The 18,465-nt window shown below is 60.9% G+C and carries 16 protein-coding genes and 1 tRNA gene; 11 read left to right on the top strand and 6 right to left on the bottom strand.

What is annotated here, in order from left to right:
• Nucleotides 1–786: 786 nt before the first annotated feature.
• A complete protein-coding gene (locus tag ACFFAR_RS06060) occupies nt 787–1,233 on the bottom strand; it encodes a hypothetical protein (RefSeq protein WP_174362185.1) in 447 nt (148 codons plus the stop codon).
• A 498-nt stretch (nt 1,234–1,731) separates the two neighbouring features.
• On the opposite strand from ACFFAR_RS06060, the gene ACFFAR_RS06055 reads away from it, so the two are divergent.
• From ACFFAR_RS06055 to ACFFAR_RS06015, 9 genes are all read left to right on the top strand, one after another.
• On the top strand, nt 1,732–2,751 hold the full coding sequence (locus ACFFAR_RS06055) for a bile acid:sodium symporter (protein ID WP_174362190.1): 1,020 nt from the start codon (nt 1,732–1,734) through the stop codon (nt 2,749–2,751).
• Nucleotides 2,752–3,083: 332 nt separating this feature from the next.
• Entirely contained in the window at nt 3,084–4,130 is a 1,047-nt protein-coding gene (locus ACFFAR_RS06050; protein WP_375507636.1) for an acyl-CoA dehydrogenase, read from the top strand.
• Nucleotides 4,118–4,906 carry a PIG-L family deacetylase gene (locus tag ACFFAR_RS06045; protein ID WP_174362189.1) on the top strand — a complete coding sequence of 263 codons (789 nt, stop codon included), beginning with the start codon at nt 4,118–4,120 and terminating at the stop codon, nt 4,904–4,906. Before ACFFAR_RS06050 ends, ACFFAR_RS06045 begins: the two co-directional genes overlap by 13 nt.
• Nucleotides 4,903–5,508 carry a trans-aconitate 2-methyltransferase gene (locus ACFFAR_RS06040; protein ID WP_062168697.1) on the top strand — a complete coding sequence of 202 codons (606 nt, stop codon included), beginning with the start codon at nt 4,903–4,905 and terminating at the stop codon, nt 5,506–5,508. Before ACFFAR_RS06045 ends, ACFFAR_RS06040 begins: the two co-directional genes overlap by 4 nt.
• Nucleotides 5,509–5,707: 199 nt before the next feature.
• Nucleotides 5,708–6,748 carry a LacI family DNA-binding transcriptional regulator gene (locus ACFFAR_RS06035; RefSeq protein WP_062168695.1) on the top strand — a complete coding sequence of 347 codons (1,041 nt, stop codon included), beginning with the start codon at nt 5,708–5,710 and terminating at the stop codon, nt 6,746–6,748.
• Nucleotides 6,745–8,037, top strand: a complete 1,293-nt coding sequence (locus ACFFAR_RS06030) for an AGE family epimerase/isomerase (protein ID WP_174362188.1) — start codon at nt 6,745–6,747, stop codon at nt 8,035–8,037. Before ACFFAR_RS06035 ends, ACFFAR_RS06030 begins: the two co-directional genes overlap by 4 nt.
• The gene (locus ACFFAR_RS06025) at nt 8,034–8,954 is read left to right on the top strand and encodes a carbohydrate kinase (protein ID WP_062168691.1); all 921 of its coding nucleotides are present in this window, start codon (nt 8,034–8,036) and stop codon (nt 8,952–8,954) included. The genes ACFFAR_RS06030 and ACFFAR_RS06025 overlap by 4 nt, the downstream gene beginning before the upstream one ends.
• Before the next feature lie 89 nt (nt 8,955–9,043).
• Entirely contained in the window at nt 9,044–9,268 is a 225-nt protein-coding gene (locus tag ACFFAR_RS06020) for a hypothetical protein (protein ID WP_062168689.1), read from the top strand.
• 69 nt (nt 9,269–9,337) lie between these two features.
• Complete coding sequence (locus tag ACFFAR_RS06015) at nt 9,338–9,583, top strand: hypothetical protein (RefSeq protein ID WP_062168687.1); 246 nt, start codon at nt 9,338–9,340, stop codon at nt 9,581–9,583.
• On the opposite strand, the gene ACFFAR_RS06010 is transcribed toward ACFFAR_RS06015, so the two are convergent.
• A complete protein-coding gene (locus ACFFAR_RS06010; protein ID WP_062170358.1) occupies nt 9,580–10,203 on the bottom strand; it encodes a glutathione S-transferase family protein in 624 nt (207 codons plus the stop codon). The two genes, ACFFAR_RS06015 and ACFFAR_RS06010, sit on opposite strands and share 4 nt — an antisense overlap.
• A 257-nt stretch (nt 10,204–10,460) precedes the next feature.
• On the opposite strand from ACFFAR_RS06010, the gene ACFFAR_RS06005 reads away from it, so the two are divergent.
• On the top strand, nt 10,461–14,030 hold the full coding sequence (locus ACFFAR_RS06005) for an indolepyruvate ferredoxin oxidoreductase family protein (RefSeq protein ID WP_174362187.1): 3,570 nt from the start codon (nt 10,461–10,463) through the stop codon (nt 14,028–14,030).
• A gap of 41 nt (nt 14,031–14,071) precedes the next feature.
• On the opposite strand, the gene ACFFAR_RS06000 is transcribed toward ACFFAR_RS06005, so the two are convergent.
• The gene (locus ACFFAR_RS06000) at nt 14,072–15,391 is read right to left on the bottom strand and encodes an EAL domain-containing protein (protein ID WP_062168683.1); all 1,320 of its coding nucleotides are present in this window, start codon (nt 15,389–15,391) and stop codon (nt 14,072–14,074) included.
• A 407-nt stretch (nt 15,392–15,798) separates the two neighbouring features.
• Here ACFFAR_RS06000 and ACFFAR_RS05995 point away from each other — a divergent pair, with 407 nt between their 5' ends.
• Nucleotides 15,799–17,478: a Na+/H+ antiporter gene (locus tag ACFFAR_RS05995; RefSeq protein ID WP_086383260.1), complete on the top strand. Its 1,680-nt coding sequence runs from the start codon at nt 15,799–15,801 to the stop codon at nt 17,476–17,478.
• 251 nt (nt 17,479–17,729) lie between these two features.
• On the opposite strand, the gene ACFFAR_RS05990 is transcribed toward ACFFAR_RS05995, so the two are convergent.
• The 3 genes from ACFFAR_RS05990 to ACFFAR_RS05980 all read right to left on the bottom strand — a co-directional run bounded on the left by ACFFAR_RS05990 (nt 17,730) and on the right by ACFFAR_RS05980 (nt 18,459).
• Nucleotides 17,730–17,924, bottom strand: a complete 195-nt coding sequence (locus ACFFAR_RS05990) for a hypothetical protein (protein ID WP_062168679.1) — start codon at nt 17,922–17,924, stop codon at nt 17,730–17,732.
• Nucleotides 17,924–18,199: a hypothetical protein gene (locus ACFFAR_RS05985; RefSeq protein ID WP_062168677.1), complete on the bottom strand. Its 276-nt coding sequence runs from the start codon at nt 18,197–18,199 to the stop codon at nt 17,924–17,926. The genes ACFFAR_RS05990 and ACFFAR_RS05985 overlap by 1 nt, the downstream gene beginning before the upstream one ends.
• A gap of 184 nt (nt 18,200–18,383) precedes the next feature.
• Nucleotides 18,384–18,459 (bottom strand) — tRNA-Ala (locus ACFFAR_RS05980).
• Nucleotides 18,460–18,465: the final 6 nt, after the last annotated feature.

The following is an 18,465-nucleotide window of genomic DNA, read 5'->3' as shown; positions in this document are numbered from 1 at the left end:
GATTGCGCTTGGGCGGAACTGGCGGCAAGCAAGCCGAACATGCCAGCAGTAACGGTCGCCTTGCCCGCGGCTTTCAGCACGCGGTTCACGGTTGGCTTCATGGACTCTCCTGTCGTATCAACGTTAAAACCGGGATGTCGCGAGCAATGAATGCCTCGCTCTTTATTTAACTGTTCTTATGAATGCCCGTTATGGACAACCTGATTCAAGCGTCACCCGGGCATGGCTCAATGACATGACTCTTGGCGTACGCTGAACGGTGTACGCGCTGATGGAGCTCACTCAGGGCGGGGACCATCTTTACGGATCATTTTTCCGGACAAAAATAACTTTGCTTATGCCGCGTATAGCGTTTTGAATAGGTTGCGCATGACGGACTTAACCGAAACGTGATCCGGCGCAAGCCGCCGCGGTTGAACCCGGTGATTGATTGCACGCATCGATTGCCCCGCGCGCCATACGCTACGGCGCAGACGCGCCGGTTACTCTGGAGCGGACATTGAAAATGCACGCAAAAATCAGACAGAGCGCATTGTTAATGCAGATGATTTTGGGAGGAAGGGAACTGCAGCCGGTAGTCTAGAAACTGTGGCGTCATTACGTCATTGCCATGCTTCCCGTAGACGACGGAATTGTTTTTTGTTTCGGATGAGAAAAGGAAACTGGCTTAATCGCCGCGCGTTCGAATCGGTATTAAAAAATGCATGGATCGATTAATGTGCTTATGCACTATCACCGATATTTAAACAACGAGCTTCACGTAGCTTCGACGATTCGGTTTATGGACTAATTACGGTACGGGGAATTTGCGGGCGAGCGGGGGTCGTCCGACGGACGACCCGATGCACGTGGCGTGCTGCGCTCTTCGTTGTAACGCGCGATGTCCGCGCGGATCGACCCGCCGCCATGCAATTGCGCGCCTTGATCGGCACGCGCTCCGCCACGGACTTCCGCGCTGACCGGCGTGAGTCCGGACCCGGCGGCAACGCGCTGGTAACCAAAAGGCCGCGCGCCACTGTCGACGTCGTCGACTCGCATCGCGCGTCGATTCACGGCTTGCCACTGCCCGTGCACATCGCCGCCGCGATTGAAAGCGCCATGCGCGAGCACCGCGCCATTCGAGCCGGCACCACCGGCGAACGCCACCGTTGCACACATTGCCGACGCCGCAACCAGACCGGCTGCAGCGGCGAGAAACAAGCGACGGGCGTGGCGGATTCGGATGAGCGACATGTCGATACTGCAGGGCGTCCGACTCGTTCCAGCGTGCTTTGGACGTGTGTTCCGTTTGCATCGCCGACCGGTTGCTGTCGGATGATCAGGACATTTCGTCTATACGATGACGTCCCGCCAACCGGTCTACCAGTCAATTTATTGTGCCCGGTGATCGGCGTCGAGCCAAAAAGTGTTAGGTCTTCCTGATGGTTGTAACACCATGTTACTTCACACTTTTTTGCCGATCCGGGTAAGTGCGGATGCCCGTTTTGTATGAGTGAAAAACAAGAATTCCGCTCTGGGACCAGTGGTACGCGGCTGGTCCTACCGGCCACACTCGAGCATCGAAACTCATGCGTTTGCCGCATTAATAAATCATTTAAATGAATTTGCATATTGAATGGCTATCCGGCGAAAATAGGCGTTCTCGACGCGTGTTCGAGCGGTTTCGGTCGTCCATGAGAGGCGTCGGTCCCCGTTCAGTACCTTTACGCCGCAAACTGCCAAGAATCTTCAATGACTCGCCCCAAGTTCCTTCCCGATAACTTCACCCTTGCCCTGATCGGCACAGTGATCCTCGCCAGCCTTTTGCCCTGTCGCGGTGCCGCTGCTGTCGGCTTCAACTGGCTGACGAACATCGCGGTCGGACTGTTGTTTTTCCTACACGGCGCAAAGCTGTCGCGCGAAGCCATCGTGTCTGGCATGACGCACTGGCGTCTGCATATCGTCGTCCTGCTGAGCACGTTTGCGCTGTTTCCGTTGCTGGGACTGGCGCTGAAACCCATCCTCACCCCACTCGTCACACCCGCGCTTTACATGGGCATCCTGTTTCTCTGCACGCTGCCCTCCACGGTGCAGTCGTCCATCGCGTTCACGTCGATTGGCAAAGGCAACGTGCCGGCCGCCGTCTGCGCGGCGTCGGCGTCCAGCCTGCTCGGAATCTTCATCACACCCGCCCTCGTGGGCTTGGTTGTAACGGACGGTGCCGGCCGCGCGGGATCTGCTTGGCATACGGTCGGCAATATCGTGCTGCAATTGCTGGTTCCTTTTATTGCCGGGCAGTTGCTGCGGCCTGTGATCAGCAAATGGCTCGACAAGAATCGCAGCATCCTGCGTTTTGTCGATCAGGGCTCGATTCTCCTGGTCGTGTACGTCGCGTTCAGCGAAGCGGTGAACGAAGGCATCTGGCACACCATCTCTTTGCAGACGCTCGGCGGCCTGGTGGTTGTCAACATCGTGCTGCTGGCCGTGGCGCTGCTGGTCACGACCTTCGCCAGCAAACGGCTCGGGTTCAACCGGGCGGACCAGATCACCATCATCTTTTGCGGGTCGAAGAAGAGCCTGGCGTCGGGGATTCCGATGGCGAAGGTCATTTTTGCCTCGCACGCGGTAGGCGCGGTCGTGCTGCCGCTGATGCTGTTCCACCAGATCCAGCTGATGACCTGCGCAGTACTCGCCCAACGCTGGGGCGCACGCGATACTTCCGGCGAAGAAGCGAACCAGTCTCAAAGCGCAGGCGCGCAGGTTCGCCAATAAGCTCCGGCTCTTTGCTTCCCCTGGGAACATTGCAGCAACCTGTTGCAGAATCAGCATAACCACTCCATCTAACCGAGCATCAAGCCGCCCCGTGCGGCTTTTTTGCTATTTGAAGTCTGTTCAGGCGTCCTGTCGACTCGGTCGAATGGGATATGAGTTGATTCGCCGTCGGGCAAATCGACTGTTTCGCTTCGCTTCACGTCATATGCCGTTTGGCGGACTGGTGGCCGGGCATGTGCCTTGCCACACTTGAAGACAACGCATCGTCACGGGCAGCGAACGGCCCGCACGCGTTTCCATCAAGTTCTAATCGAAGCGGCCAGGATTTCATCATGCAAAGAATGACTGACGGCATCGCGACTTCGTCCGCGCTCGATCCGTTTTTGCGCGAGCTCCGCTTCAAGCGAGGCTCCGCCACAGACACAGCCCACGCTCTGCAGGCATTAATAGACGCCGGTCTCGACCGGCTGCCGCTTCCCGGCAAGGGCGCGACGCTCGAGCGGTGGCGCTCCCTTGCCGCCGTCGCCGCGTGCGACCTGGCGCTGGTCAAGCTATACGAAGGACATACCGATGCACTCGCAATCATCGCGGAAATTGGCGATGGCTTTGCTCCGGCAGCCGGCCAGACATGGGGCGTTTGGGCAGCCGAGCCGCCGACCGCACGCCTCGCTGCGAGCGCATCGTCGGACGGCGGGAGCGCGCTCACGCTTCAGGGCACCAAGGCGTGGTGCTCGGGCGCGGCGTCGGTAAGCCACGCGCTCGTTACCGCCTGGAACGAAAAGGACGAGCCAATCCTGGCCGCCGTCGATCTGCGTCAGCCGGGCGTTCGAGTCACTAATGAGGGCTGGATGGCGGTGGGCATGTCCGCGAGCGCCAGCGTGGACGTTCACTTCGATAACGCCCACGCTGCGCGCATCGGCGCGCCACGCGCTTATCTGGAACGCGCGGGTTTCTGGCATGGCGGCGGCGGAATTGCCGCGTGCTGGTTCGGCGCGGCGGCGGCTATCGGCAACTTCGTCAAGCAGGACGCGACGCGTCGCGCCGACCCGTACAAGCTCGCGCATCTTGGCGCTATCGATACCGCACTTGCCAGCACAGCCAGCCTTCTGCGGGAAACGGCTGCGCAGATTGACCGCGAGCCTCGCGCCGACGCGATGCCGGGCGCGTTTCGCGCGCGGCTTGCGGCGGAGCGGGCGGCAATCGAAGTCATCGAACGTGCGGGGCGTGCGCTTGGCGCGGCGCCGCTTTGTCGTAATCGCCATTTCGCCAGCCTGATGGCTGATCTACCCGTCTTTATCCGGCAGAGTCACGCCGAACGCGACGAAGCCGCGCTTGCAGAGCGGATCGTGAAAGAGGAAGGCAGCGCATGGAACCTGTAGTTACTCAAGTGGAAAACGCAGAGCACAATGATCGGGCAATCGAGGGACGCGGCACGCCAGAAGCTGCATGGCAAAGCTCGGAGCAACTTTCCACTCTCCCCGAAGTCGATCCGGGCACGCTCGTCCCGCCGGGCGCGCGTGCGGTGATTGTTTCTCCGCATCCCGACGATGAAATCCTCGGCACCGGCGGCTTGCTCGCACGTCTGTCCGATTTAGGCCGCAAGGTATTGATCATTGCGGTGACCGATGGCACCGCAAGCCATCCCGATTCGCCTGAATGGCCAGCCGCGCGCCTCGCCGCCACGCGGCCGCAGGAAACGCGTGACGCGCTCCAGCGATTGCGGATGCGCCACGTTGCGCTGGTTCGGCTCCATTTGCCGGATGGCGGCGGCAACACCTTCGAGTCAGACCTGTCGAAAGCGCTCGAAGCGCACCTGAAACCCGAGGACGTCGTGTTCGGCACCTGGCGCTATGACGGCCATCCCGACCACGAATCGGTCGGCCGGGCGGTTACAGCCGTTGCCGGCGCACTTGATCTACCCTTCGTGGAAGTTCCGGTCTGGACGTGGCATTGGGCAGCGCCCGACGATTCGCGCGTGCCCTGGAGCCGTGCGCGCCGCATCTCGCTTGACGACGCAACCCTCGCTCGCAAGGTTCACGCGGTCCAGGCGTTCCGCAGCCAGATAGAAGCCGATGGTTCCACGGGCCGCGACGCCATTCTCCCGGCACATGTGCTGGAGCGCCTCACGCGCCCCTACGAGGTCGTCCTGATATGACCGGCGAACCGAACGCGCACGAGTATTTCGACGGCCTGTACAAGCGTAGTGACGACCCCTGGCTGCTTCGCGACCGCTGGTACGAACGCCGCAAGCGGGCATTGACGCTCGCCGCATTACCCGATGAACGCTACCGCCGCGCCTACGAACCCGGCTGTGCGAACGGTGAATTCACGGCCGAACTGGCGGCGCGTTGCGACACGCTTCTCGCGGCGGATCTGAATCCGGCGGCTGTCGATCTGGCGCGTCGCCGAGTGGCGGATCTGCGCCACGTCCAGGTTGAACAACGCGCAATGCCCGATGACTGGCCCGACGGCGAGTTCGACCTGATTGTCGTCAGCGAAGTGGCTTATTACCTGACGCACGACCAGCTCGGACGGCTGGTACAACGGCTGACGTCTTCCCTGTGCGCAGGCGGAACCGTGGTTGCGTGCCACTGGCGTCGGCCAATCGAAGGATGGCGATTTACCGGCGACGACGTTCACGCCGAACTCCGCGCAACGCTTGCGATTCCGGCCCTGTCGCACTATGAAGACGACGACCTCGTGCTCGACGTGTGGTCATCGAACAAGGCGTCGGTGCATCAGCGCGAAGCCCGTTAGATCCCATTTACTAAACAAGGAAGCAAACCGAAAGTCTTGTCAGCAAGCCGTTGCGGGTTTTCTCTAAGGCCCGCGACGGTAAAATGCCCATCGTTTTACTATACAATCCCCGCGATCATGCGAACCTCGCTTTACCGATAAACACCGGCCGAACGAGCTTCATAAACCATAGAACACGCATGCGGAGATTGAAAGACAGATGGGTACAACCATTCGTGATGTCGCACGCGCAGCCAGCGTGTCGATCGGCACGGTATCGCGGGCACTGAAGAACCAGCCGGGTTTGTCGGAAGCGACGCGCGAACGTGTAGTGGAAGCGGCGCGGCAACTCGGCTACGACGCCGCCCAGCTCCGCACGCGCATCCGGCGCGTCACCTTCCTGCTGCATCGCCAGCACAATAATTTCGCGGTCAGCCCGTTCTTTTCCCACGTCCTGCATGGTTTCGAGGAAGCGTGCCGCGAGCGGCGGCTGGTGCCTTCGGTACTGACAGCCGGCCCGACCCACGACCTCGCCCAGCAAATGCGGCTTCACGCACCCGACGCGGTGGCCGTCGCGGGATTCATCGAACCTGAATTGCTTGCTCACCTGCGTTCGATGAACCGGCCCGTCGTGCTGATCGACCTGCACGCGCCGGGATTCCGTTCGGTCAACGTCGACAACACGCGCGGCGCGGCGCTCGCCATGCAGCATCTCTTTGCCATGGGCAGAAAGCGCATTGCGTTCATTGGCGGGTCGCTGGCGCACTACAGCATCGCGCAGCGGGCGATGGGCTACCGGCTTGCGTACTTCGAAGCCGGCATGCTTTTCGACCCTACGCTCGAAGTGACGACGCAGCCGGCCATCGACGCGGAAGTCGCCGCCGCCGACGCCATGGAGCGCCTGATCGCGCAAGCTCACCAGCAATCGAAGCCGCTGCCGGACGCTGTTTTCGCCTATAACGATGCAGCGGCCCTCGCCGCCATGCGTGTCTGCGTGGCGCACGGGCTGCGAATTCCGGAAGACGTGGCGTTTGTCGGTTTCGACGACATTCCCGCCGCAGCCCAAAGCACGCCGCCGCTCACCACGGTCACGGTGGACAAGGAGGCGCTTGGCCGTCGCGGCGTGGACCTGCTGCTGGAAACCGCGCAAAACAACGACGCCAGCGATGCCGACATGGACATCACCACCGACACGCTCGTGCCCGTGCGCCTGATTCCGCGCGCGAGCTCGGCAATAACACGGACACAGACATCGGTATGAACTCAACCGCGTTCCAGGCGGCGGACCGGGCCGAACCGGACTTCCGCAGCCGCGATTTCCTGCTCGATCATGTGCGCCACACGCTCGCGTTCTACGAGCGGACGGCCCGCGATCCATCGGGCGGGTTTTATCATTTCTTCAAAGATGACGGCACGGTCTACGACCACACCACGCGGCATCTGGTCAGCAGTACGCGCTTTGTCTTCAATCACGCGATGGCCTTTCGCCATTTCGGTGGCCAGCACCATCTGGACAACGCGCGCCACGCGTTTGCGTTTTTGCGCAACTCCCATTGGGACGCCGTGAACCAGGGTTACGACTGGGAGATCGAGTGGCGCGATGGCGCGAAACGCACGCTGGACGGCACGCGGCATTGCTACGGCAACGCGTTTGTGCTGCTCGCGTGTGCGCACGCGGCGATGGCGGGTATCGACGAAGCCCGGCCTCTAATAGATGAAACCTTCCAGTTGATGGACCAGCACTTCTGGGATGCGAATGCCGGTCTCTACGCCGACGAAGCCACGCCCGACTGGCAGTTGTCGCCTTATCGCGGGCAGAACGCGAACATGCACGCGACCGAAGCGCTGCTCGCCGCGTACGAGGCGACCGGCCATGTGCTTTATCTGGACCGGGCAGAGAAGATCGCCGGCAACATCACGCTGCGTCAGGCGCGGCTTTCGAACGGCCTCGTGTGGGAACACTTTAACGAGGATTGGTCGGTCGACTGGCATTACAACGAATCCGACAGTTCGAACATCTTCCGCCCGTGGGGTTTCCAGCCCGGTCACCAGACCGAATGGGCAAAGCTGCTGCTGATCCTGGAGCGGCATCGGGCGTTGCCGTGGCTCGCACCGCGCGCTATCGAACTGTTCGACGCCGGCTTCAACCGCGCGTGGGACGAGCAGCACGGCGGCCTCTACTACGGCTTCGGCCCCGACAATTCCATTTGTGACCACGACAAATACTTCTGGGTTCAGGCCGAGACTTTCGCCACGGCCGCGCTGCTCGGCAAACGCACGGGCCTCGAACGCTTCTGGGATTGCTACGACGAACTCTGGCGCTATAGCTGGGCGCATTTCGTCGATCACAAATACGGCGCGTGGTTCCGCATCCTGACCTGCGACAACCGCAAATACGGCGATGAAAAAAGCCCCGCCGGCAAGACCGATTACCACACGATGGGCGCGTGCTACGAGGTGCTGAACGCGTTGGGCGTCAATACGCCGGACACATCAGCCTCAGCCACCACGACCCAGCACATCGCCGAAACAGAGACGGCCAGACAATGAACGCGACGACCTCCACTCCTGCCTTCCCGCAATTCGTCTCCGCTGGCGACATCCTCACCGACCTGATCCGCACCGGCCCGTCGGACTGGCTCTCGCGTCCGGGCGGCGCGGGCTGGAACGTGGCGCGCGCCGTTGCGCGTCTCGGTTTGCCGACGGCGTCGGCGGGATCGCTCGGTACGGACAATTTCTCCGATGAACTCTGGGACGCGAGCGTCGCCGCCGGTCTCGACATGCGCTTCATGCAGCGCGTCGAACGCCCGCCGTTACTGGCGATCGTCCACAAGACGCAGCCACCGACTTATTACTTCATGGGCGAAAACGGCGCGGACCTCGCCTTCGATCCCGCGCTGCTCCCGTCCGGCTGGATGGACGCCGTGAAATGGGCGCACTTCGGCTGCATCAGCCTCGTGCGCCAGCCGCTTGGGGACACGCTCGCGGGTCTTGCCGCGCAACTGCGCGAACACGGCGTGAAGATCAGCTTCGACCCGAATTACCGGAATCTGATGGAACACGGTTACGAGCCGACCTTGCGCAAGATGGCGGCACTCGCCGATCTCATCAAAGTCTCCGACGAAGATCTGCAACGCCTCTTCCCGCACATTGCAAACGAGGCCGACGCCCTCGCCGAAATCCGCGCGATGAACCCGCAAGCTACCGTGCTCGTCACGCGCGGCTCGTCGCAGGCAACCTTGCATGTCGGCGAGGAAAGCTGGCAAGCCACGCCGCCTAAAGTCCAGGTCGCGGACACAGTCGGCGCCGGCGATGCGTCCATCGGCGGCTTGCTTTACAGCCTCATGACCCGGCCGGGCGGCTGGCCCGACCATCTGCGGTTTGCGTTGGCGGCCGGCGCTGCGGCTTGCCGCATGTCGGGCGCGCATTCTCCGTCGCTCGAAGAAGTCGAGGATCTGCTGGCCTGAAACGTGCGCTCACCGCTTACGAAAAAGACGGTCATACGCGCGATAAATACGCGTGCTAGCATCGTTTTCAACCTTTGGCGGAGCGCATCATGGAAGACACGATCTACACGAAGGGCATCTACACCGCGACTATCGGCGTTCGTCCGACCGACGACGGCCAGTTCCAGGGCGTCGTCTCGCTGGTCCGGGACGACGGCGAGGATAGCGACGAACCGAAACTCTACGATGTCGCCGCCACATCCCTCTCCGAAGAAGAAGCGCTGGACGAAGCCCGCGCGCTCGCGCACCGGATTCTCGGCGAAATCGAACTCTGAAATGTACGGCGGCACTGGATTTCCCGCGCCGCCGTTTCCGTTTAACTCAGCTTGGACGGGAGACTCAGCATGTCCGAACAACTCTTTCTTTACGGCGTCTATTCAATCCACGTTCGTCCTATTGAATTGGAGGGAACGCGGTGGGACGCTGAATACGAAATCCGTCATCTCGACAAAGCCGTGCAGCCGTGGAAAACCATAGGCGGAGACAACGGTTTGTCGAGCCCGACCGATGCCGTCGATGCCGCGCATGTACAGGCGGTCGCCGACATTGAAGCCGGCGCGGGCATTCCCAAACCAAAGACGTTTCCTTAATTTTTGGCAGCGGACGAAGCCTTCTGCGCCTCGGCTTTATCAATCGATACCGCGCGCTCATGCGCCTCGCGTGACGTTGCACGCGCGACGTACTCGGACAGCGCGCCGCCCGGTTCGATCAGCTTCGCCATGTACGCAATCTGCAGCGTGCTCGAAACGAGGATATCGGCGGCTGTAAAACGCTCGCCGAGCAACCACGGCCCGTGCGCGAGCGCCGATTCGATCGCCTTCTCCACGCGACCCAGATCACCCCAGCCGAAACTCACGCTGTTTCCGGGCGCGCCGATCATCTTTTCAGCCATTGCCGGTTCAAGGCAAGCGCCCGTGAAGAACATCCACTGGAGGAAGCGGCCGCGTAGAGGATCGTCGAGTGGAACGCCGAGGCCGGCCTGCGGGTGTTTATCGGCGAGATACAGGAGCACCGCGCCCGACTCTGCAACGCAGACGCCGTCGTCATCGAGCGCGGGCAGCTTCGACATGGGATTTACCGCACAGAACGCCGCTTCGTTTTGTTCGCCGGCGCGGATGTTCACGTATGCGAACTCGTACGGCACACCCAGTTCCTCGAGCATCCACAGCGCGCGAAACGCGCGAGTCTTTGGCCAGTAGTAGAGCTTCATGGGCGGATCTTCCTCGTTGTGAGGCTGCATATCTTCGTCGCAGCAGGAGCATTGAGATTACCCGCTCCTGGGCACTTCGCGGTGCGGGTTAACCACACGTTAGCCATTCGGCCGGCTTTTTCTACTCAACGGCGATCGATAAGATGGGTTTCATTGCGCTGCAGCTCATATGAGCGCGAGAAACGCAAAAAATCTCCGCTTATGGCGAGGAAGAATGACGACATCCCTCAATACCAACGATAAACGCCGGAGACTTCATGAACGCGCGTGTCCCATTTGCAGACCATCCGCCGCTCGCCGCCTATCAGCTCACCGATAACCTCAACGCAACTCAGGGCCGGATCTTCCTGACCGGCACGCAGGCGCTGGTTCGCCTCGTCCTGATGCAACGGCAACTGGACCGATCTGCGGGCATGAACACCGCGGGTTTCGTGAGCGGGTATCGTGGATCGCCGCTTGGCATGGTGGATCAACAATTGTGGAAGGCGAAGAAGCTGCTGGCGTCGCACGACGTGCGCTTCCTTCCCGCAATCAACGAAGAACTTGGGGGCACCGCGGTTCTCGGCACGCAGCGCGTGGAATCCGATCCTGAACGCACGGTCGATGGCGTGTTCGCCATGTGGTACGGCAAAGGCCCGGGCGTGGACCGTGCCGGCGATGCGCTCAAGCACGGCAACGCCTACGGTTCGTCGCCCCATGGCGGCGTACTCGTCGTGGCAGGCGATGACCACGGCTGCGTGTCGTCATCCATGCCGCATCAGTCCGACCAGGCAATGATCGCGTGGCATATGCCGGTGGTGAATCCATCGAATATCGCCGATATGCTCGAGTTCGGTCTTTATGGATGGGCGTTGTCACGCTTTTCGGGCGCGTGGGTGGGATACAAGGCGATTTCGGAAACGGTGGAGTCGGGATCGACCGTCGACCTCGATGCGTTGCAGACCGTTTGGCCGGCGCCGGAAGGTTTCATCGCGCCTGAAGGCGGTTTGCATAATCGCTGGCCCGACCTGCCGAGCCTGACAATCGAAGCGCGGCTGGCCGCTAAGCTGGAAGCGGTGCGCTATTTCTCCAAGACCAATTCCATCGATAAATGGATCGCCCCAAGCCGTCATGCGAACGTCGGCATTGTGACGTGCGGCAAGGCGCATCTGGACTTGATGGAAACGTTGCGCCGTCTGGATCTGACCGTCGATGATCTCGACGCCGCTGGCGTGCGCATCTATAAAGTGGGCTTGTCGTTTCCGCTAGAAACCACGCGGCTCGATACGTTCGTGGAAGGCCTGTCCGAAGTGCTGGTCATCGAAGAAAAAGGCCCGGTGATCGAGCAGCAGATCAAAGACCATTTGTATAACCGGACACAAGGTGCGCGGCCGGTTGTGATCGGCAAGAACGCGCAGGACGGCGCAATGCTGTTGAGCGCGCTTGGCGAACTGCGTCCGTCGCGCGTGTTGCCTGTCTTCGCCGACTGGCTCGCGCGGCACAAACCGGCGCTTGATCGGCGCGACAAAGTTGTCGATCTCGTTGCGCCGCAAATCCTGTCGAATGCCGCCGATGCCGTCAAACGCACGCCGTATTTTTGCTCGGGCTGTCCGCACAATACATCCACCAAGGTGCCCGATGGATCGATTGCCCAAGCCGGAATCGGTTGCCATTTCATGGCTTCTTGGATGGAACGCGACACGACCGGCCTGATCCAGATGGGCGGCGAAGGTGTGGATTGGGTGTCGCATTCCATGTTCACGAAAACGCCGCATGTCTTCCAGAATCTCGGCGACGGCACGTACTTTCATTCGGGCATCCTGGCGATTCGCCAGGCGGCCGCGGCGAAGACGAACATCACGTACAAGATCCTGTACAACGACGCCGTCGCAATGACCGGCGGCCAGCCTGTCGACGGCAGCATTTCCGTGCCGCAAATCGCGCGGCAGGTCGAAGCGGAAGGCATCGCAACGCTGGTCGTGGTCAGCGACGAACCCGAAAAATACGACGGGCATCACGACCAGTTTCCGAAGGGCACGACGTTCCACCACAGACGCGAACTCGACGACGTTCAACGGCGTTTGCGTGACATCAAAGGCGTGACGGTCCTCATCTACGATCAAACGTGCGCAGCGGAAAAACGCCGCAGAAGGAAAAAAGGCGAATTCCCCGATCCGGACAAACGCCTGTTCATCAACGAAGCCGTGTGCGAGGGTTGCGGCGATTGCGGCGTGCAGAGCAATTGTTTATCGGTCGAACCGGTGGAAACCGAACTCGGACGCAAGCGCCGCATCGACCAGTCGTCGTGCAACAAGGACTACTCGTGCGTGAACGGCTTTTGCCCGAGCTTCGTGACGCTGGAAGGCGCGAAACTCAAGAAGGCGGCCGGCAACGGATTCGATCCCGAGGCGCTCGCGGCACGCGTGGATGGGTTGCAGGAACCCGCGCTCAAACTCGATAACGCGCCGTACGACATCCTGATCACCGGAGTCGGCGGCACGGGCGTGGTCACGGTCGGCGCGCTCATCAGCATGGCGGCGCATCTTGAAGGCAAGAGCGCGTCGGTGCTCGACTTCATGGGCTTCGCGCAAAAGGGCGGCGCGGTGCTGTCATTCGTACGTTTCGCCGCGACCGATGCTTTGCTTAACCAGGTTCGCATCGATACCCAGCAGGCTGACGTGCTGCTCGCGTGCGACATGGTCGTGGGCGCGAGCGCCGACGCATTGCAAACCGTCCGGCATGGCCGCACGCGCATTGTCGTGAACACGCACGCCATTCCGAACGCGACGTTCGTGCAGAACCCGGACGCGAATCTTCACGCCGGATCGCTGCTCGAAAAGATGCAGCATGCAGCGGGCGCGGAGCGCATGAACACGTGTGACGCCCAGGCGCTGGCAACGCGCTTTCTCGGCGACACGATTGGCGCGAACATCCTGATGCTGGGTTACGCGTGGCAACTCGGACTCGTGCCCGTGTCGCACGCGGCGTTGATGCGCGCCATCGAGTTGAACAACGTCGCTGTACCTATGAACAAGCTCGCATTTGCCATCGGGCGATTGGCGGCTGCGGATATCGGCGCACTTGAAGCACTGCGCAAGACCTCGGCCGCGCCACGAATCGAAATGAACGCGATGCCGCTCGAAACGTTGATTGCCGATCGCGAGGCGCGATTGCTGGCATATGGCGGTTCGCAATATGTGACGCGATACCGCTCGTTGGTTTCAGTTGCCGCTGCATCCGGCAACGATGCCGTGACGCGGGCGGTCGCCACGACGTTTTATCGGCTGCTTGCTGTGAAAGACGAATACGAAGTCGCGCGGCTTCACACCGATCCCGCTTTCCGCGCGGCTTTGGAAGCACAGTTCGAAGGAACCGCCGGCCAGGATTTCGCCGTGAAGTTCAACATGGCACCGCCGGTTTTATCGAAGGCGAAAAATGGCGGCGCGCCGCGCAAGATGACGTTCGGGCAATGGCTATGGCCGGTGCTCGGCGTGATGTCGAAGGTGCGTGGTTTGCGAGGAACAGTGATCGATCCGTTCGGCCGGTCGCTGGAACGCAAGATGGAACGCCAGCTTCCCGGCGACTACGAAATCACCGTTCAACGCGCGCTCAGGGCGATGACGCCTGACAACGTAAAAGACGTCGAAACGCTTGCGCTGCTGCACGAACGCATTCGCGGATATGGGCACGTGAAGCTGGCGAATTTATCGATGGTGAAGCGGCGCGAACGCGATCTGGGCGCGAAGCTCGGGATTGCGGTCGAGACGGGACGCTACGTGCAGGCATCACTGGATGAGCTCAAGGGCGCCGGCGCCCTGAGGGGGATTCCAGTCGTCGTGGCGAAATGAAAAGACGCGAGCTGATTCACGTGGATCAGCTCGACCCATTCCTACTCTTCCTCCTCCGCCTCCCAATCGATGTCTCCGCAAAGCACGACGCGCTGGCCGCCCATGCGAGTCTCCACCGACAACGTCACGCAAGGAAGCGCTTCATTGATCGATAAATACGGCTTCGTCACGTGCACGCGATCCGGCGCACCCAGCGCGTCCCTGAAGTAGGGACGGCGCAGCCAGTTCGCGCCTTGAGCATCGATCAAAGGCAACAACCGCGCTTCATGGGCAGCCCGATCAGCCCGAAGGACGACGTTCCGGCCGGCTTGCCGCCCGTTGACATCGAGCAGAAAACATCGGGCGGCGTTATCGAGGGCGAGGAAGTTCCAGCACACCTCTTCCAGCGGCTCGCCTGCCGCCAGCCGCTCGGCCGCGCGCTCGAACGCACGTACATACGGTTGCAGACGGGCTGCCACCCGCCGCTCCTTCGCCTCGGTCTGCAGGCGGAAACGCTCCGTCAGCTCGCTCATCAACGTGTGCGCCTGAGGCGCATCGGCAAGACCCGGATTCGGACGTCCAAAGAAAAATCCCTGCACGAAATCCGCGCCGCTTGCGAGCGCCAGTTGCGCCTCATGCTCGGTTTCAACGCCTTCGATCAGCACCAGCTTGCCCGCTTCATGCAGCAGCGAAACCACGCCGCACAGGATGGCCTCCATGTTGCGCCGGTGCTTGGAGTGGCTCATCCCGTGCAGCGTATGCGCCGACTGCGCGGCATGCGACAGCATCACGCGGTCGAGCTTCACGATATCCGGATCCAGTTGCCATATCCGTTCGATATTCGAATGTCCCGCGCCGAAGTCATCGAGCGCGATCAGAAAGCCGTGTTCACGAAAATGCTGCACGGCTTCGGCTAGTTTCTCGATGTCGTCTGCCCGATCCTCCAGCACCTCCAGCACCACACGACGCGGTTCGATATTCAAGCGCTTCAGATTCGCCAGCAACGCGGCCATGTGATACGGCTCGGTCAACGAACCCGGATGGACATTCAGGAACAGCCATTCGTTCTGAGCGCCCAGCACGTTGAAATTTTCCAGATGCAGCGCCTGCGACAGGCGGTCGAGCTGCATGGCCTCGCCAATGCGCGCGGCCTGACCAAACACATCGAGCGGCGACACGGCGCGATCGAGCGCATCGTGCGCACGCAACAAACCCTCATATCCGACCGCCCGCATGTGCGAGAGGCTGAACACCGGCTGGAAGACGCTCGATAGCGTCCAGTTGCCGTGGTCGACCGAATACCGGTCGAACCCCGATGTCACGCTCAGTTCAAAATTCCGCGGCGAGATCGGCTTGATCTTCTCCGGATTCGCTATCGCCATCATGCCTTCCCCGGACGAATGCACGCCTGCGTTTGTGTATCGTGCACTCCATCCTCTTTGTTTTTCGCAATCGATTGCGTTGCTTGCTGCGCCGCCCGCACGCTCAATCCTGGTTTCATACACTGCCCTCGATTATCTTTAAGCGGGGAATCTGCGCGTCCCGTCCCTCTGGATAAAGCAAGCTCCGTGCTCACGAGCCATGAGTGGTTTGCGGAGCTTTCGTCACCGTGTGCACCGAGGCGAGACGCCTCTTTCACGGGACGGCGTGCGGATCGCACCATTGCAGTGCGCGGCCCCGATTCAGACTGGCTCGCCCGTCCAAGCTAAACTTTGGTCCTTTGTTATCAAAAGAGCGTGGCGGGACGAAGTTCGCTCCTCATTGCTCCGATTACCGCACCAAGAAAAAAATGGATATCGTTTTCACCGTACTCATTCTGATGCTGGCAGTCGCGCTGTCCGGCTTCATCACGAGCGCGCTTGCCAGCAAGTTGCCGTTCACGTTGCCCTTGCCGCTCATTCAGATCGCAATCGGCGCGTGTCTCGCGTGGCCGGGATTCGGCTTGCACGTCACGTTCGATCCCGAGCTCTTCATGATGCTCTTTATCCCGCCGCTGCTCTTCGCCGACGGCTGGCGGATCCCGAAGCGCGAATTTTTCATGCAACGCCGCGCGATCCTGCTGCTCGCGCTCGGCCTCGTATTCATGACGGTGGGCGCGCTTGGCTGGTTCCTGCACGTGATGATTCCCGTCATGCCCTTGCCGGTCGCGTTCGCGCTGGCAGCGGTGTTATCGCCAACAGATGCTGTCGCGTTGAGCGGCATTGCGGGCAAGGGACGCATTCCGGCGAACCTCATGCACATCCTCGAAGGCGAGGCGTTGATGAACGACGCGTCTGGCCTGGTCGCGCTGAAGTTCGCCATCGCGGCGGCGCTGACAGGCGTGTTCTCGTTGCGCGCGGCATCTATAAGTTTTGTGGTGATCGCCGTCGGCGGCCTCGTGATCGGCGCGGTGATCAGTTGGCTCGTGACCACGATCCCACGGCGGATCGTAAAGATGTCCGACGACGATGACCCAGCCGCCGGCGTCGTCCTCACGTTGCTGATTCCGTTCGCCGCGTATCTGATCGCCGAGAAACTCGGTTGTTCGGGCATCCTCTCGGCGGTGTCCGCCGGCATGATGATGAACTTCCAGAGCCTGCGCGAGATCATCCCGACGGCGGCGCGCATCCGCATGACGAGCACCTGGACGATGATCGAGTTCGTCTTCAACGGCATGGTGTTCATTCTGCTCGGGCTGCAGTTTCCACACATCATCGGACGCGCGTTGATCGAGGCGCATCACGATGGTCTATACCAAGTGGGCTTGCTGCTGGGCTATGTGGCCGCGGTGGTCATCGCGCTTTATGGGTTGCGATTTGCGTGGGTGTGGGTGCTGCGCTGGGTCGCGAGCCGCGGCGCCGCGAAGCATGGCGTATCGAACGCAGTGCCGGGCGTGCGCACGGTGGCCATGACCACTATTGGCGGCGTGCGCGGCGCAGTCACGCTGGCCGGCGTGTTGTCGTTGCCCGAGGTTCTGCCGAACGGTACCGCGTTGCCGGGACGTGATCTGGCTATTTTCATCGCGTCGGGGACAATCCTGATGTCGCTGCTAATCGGCGTGATTGGATTGCCGCTGTTGCTGAGCGGATTGAAGCGTCGCGGCGATCCACACGCGGCGGAAGAACGCATCGCGCGCCGTCACGCAGCTCAGGCAGCGATTCGTGCAATCGATGCAGCTCAGGAAAAACTCACCGGCCAGATGGATGAAACCGGCGCGGCGCATTGTGCGGACTCCACGGCACGCGTGATGAGTTTGTACAGACGGCGACTTGAAGGACTCGGCGATGAAGAAGAGTCCCGTCGTTCCGCACGACAAAGTGAGATGGTCGAAACCAAGCTGAAGATGGCCGCGCTGCGGGCGGAGCGATCGGAGCTTCTGAAACTGCGCACGCGCCAGGCTATCAACGACGAAACCCTGAACAAGCTGATGCGCGAAATCGATTTGTCCGAAACCGCGATTGTGAATCGCAAGAAAGGCGCGGCCGCTTGAAGGGAGCTTCATTTCAATCAGCGAATCAAACCGGACAAACGGATGACTTAACGGACGTTTTAGGAGTTATCGTATTTTTCAACGATGAGCGCCGCGCCATACTTCATCCCATGCGTACTCCATGAAAGCGCATGATGTCGTTGTAACTCTCCGATCTTCCCGCTCACTGCCTTTGGCACTGAGCGGTTTTTTTTGGGCACTGGAGAACCCGGGTCAAGCGGAGCGAACGGAACAATCCAGCGGCTCGCCAATCAGCGCGGCAGTTTCCTGGTATTGCCGCCGGTGCGCAACAGGAGCTCCAATGTCGTTTCAAGGCGGATCACGCGCTCTGTAAGCCCTTCGACCTTCGCCTGTTGCGCCTTGACGCTGCTGTTCAACGACACCATGTTGTCGCTTATCTTGATGACGGTCGTGAGCGCGTCCCACAACTTGTCAGTCACGCCCATTACGCATTCTCCGCCGTCATTGCAGCGATACGCTTGTTCGACTCCTGGATGAACGACAACGTATCAACGAGTGATTCGCTCGCTTGCCTCGCAGACACATTTGCACGCTCAATCAAGGCGAGCAGATCGCGTTCGTCTTCTGACGGTGCAAAGCCTTGTGCTGCCTGACGCATGAGTTCTCCCAGGTTCAATCCGAGCCGTCTTGCAGTGCGCGCGATAGCGCGTTTCTGCCCCGTCGTCACCTGCACGATAATCCGTCCGCTTGCTGCTGCCATTTCCGCTCCTAAGCCTGTTTCCCCATGGATAGAAACATAACACTGCGCGAAAGCTCGACGTCAAGCAAAGATTCGCTGCGTTGTGTCAAGAAGCGTGCAGACAGAAGTTGCAGCCTGAAAACGTGCGATAACTCTCGGCCCGGAAACGACAAAACCGGCCGAAGCCGGTTTTGTCGTTGAAGCGTGGTGGAGAGGAGGAGGATCGAACTCCCGACCTTCGCATTGCGAACGCGACGCTCTCCCAGCTGAGCTACCCCCCCACGGCG

The organism is uncultured Caballeronia sp. (assembly GCF_964243625.1).
GTDB lineage: Bacteria > Pseudomonadota > Gammaproteobacteria > Burkholderiales > Burkholderiaceae > Caballeronia.
The sequence above is the reverse complement of the archived record's forward strand: the minus strand, read 5'-3'. Positions and strand labels throughout refer to the sequence as shown.

Bases quoted from the DNA above. Each gene is read 5' to 3' on its own strand.
- ACFFAR_RS06025 (WP_062168691.1), top strand. From the start codon at position 8,034: ATGAACGCGACGACCTCCACTCCTGCCTTCCCGCAATTCGTCTCCGCT.
- ACFFAR_RS06015 (WP_062168687.1), top strand. From the start codon at position 9,338: ATGTCCGAACAACTCTTTCTTTACGGCGTCTATTCAATCCACGTTCGT.
- ACFFAR_RS06020 (WP_062168689.1), top strand. From the start codon at position 9,044: ATGGAAGACACGATCTACACGAAGGGCATCTACACCGCGACTATCGGC.
- ACFFAR_RS06050 (WP_375507636.1), top strand. From the start codon at position 3,084: ATGCAAAGAATGACTGACGGCATCGCGACTTCGTCCGCGCTCGATCCG.
- ACFFAR_RS06030 (WP_174362188.1), top strand. From the start codon at position 6,745: ATGAACTCAACCGCGTTCCAGGCGGCGGACCGGGCCGAACCGGACTTC.
- ACFFAR_RS06060 (WP_174362185.1), bottom strand. From the start codon at position 1,233: ATGTCGCTCATCCGAATCCGCCACGCCCGTCGCTTGTTTCTCGCCGCT.
- ACFFAR_RS05990 (WP_062168679.1), bottom strand. From the start codon at position 17,924: ATGGGCGTGACTGACAAGTTGTGGGACGCGCTCACGACCGTCATCAAG.
- ACFFAR_RS05995 (WP_086383260.1), top strand. From the start codon at position 15,799: ATGGATATCGTTTTCACCGTACTCATTCTGATGCTGGCAGTCGCGCTG.
- ACFFAR_RS06055 (WP_174362190.1), top strand. From the start codon at position 1,732: ATGACTCGCCCCAAGTTCCTTCCCGATAACTTCACCCTTGCCCTGATC.
- ACFFAR_RS06005 (WP_174362187.1), top strand. From the start codon at position 10,461: ATGAACGCGCGTGTCCCATTTGCAGACCATCCGCCGCTCGCCGCCTAT.
- ACFFAR_RS06010 (WP_062170358.1), bottom strand. From the start codon at position 10,203: ATGAAGCTCTACTACTGGCCAAAGACTCGCGCGTTTCGCGCGCTGTGG.
- ACFFAR_RS06000 (WP_062168683.1), bottom strand. From the start codon at position 15,391: ATGGCGATAGCGAATCCGGAGAAGATCAAGCCGATCTCGCCGCGGAAT.
- ACFFAR_RS05985 (WP_062168677.1), bottom strand. From the start codon at position 18,199: ATGGCAGCAGCAAGCGGACGGATTATCGTGCAGGTGACGACGGGGCAG.
- ACFFAR_RS06040 (WP_062168697.1), top strand. From the start codon at position 4,903: ATGACCGGCGAACCGAACGCGCACGAGTATTTCGACGGCCTGTACAAG.
- ACFFAR_RS06035 (WP_062168695.1), top strand. From the start codon at position 5,708: ATGGGTACAACCATTCGTGATGTCGCACGCGCAGCCAGCGTGTCGATC.
- ACFFAR_RS06045 (WP_174362189.1), top strand. From the start codon at position 4,118: ATGGAACCTGTAGTTACTCAAGTGGAAAACGCAGAGCACAATGATCGG.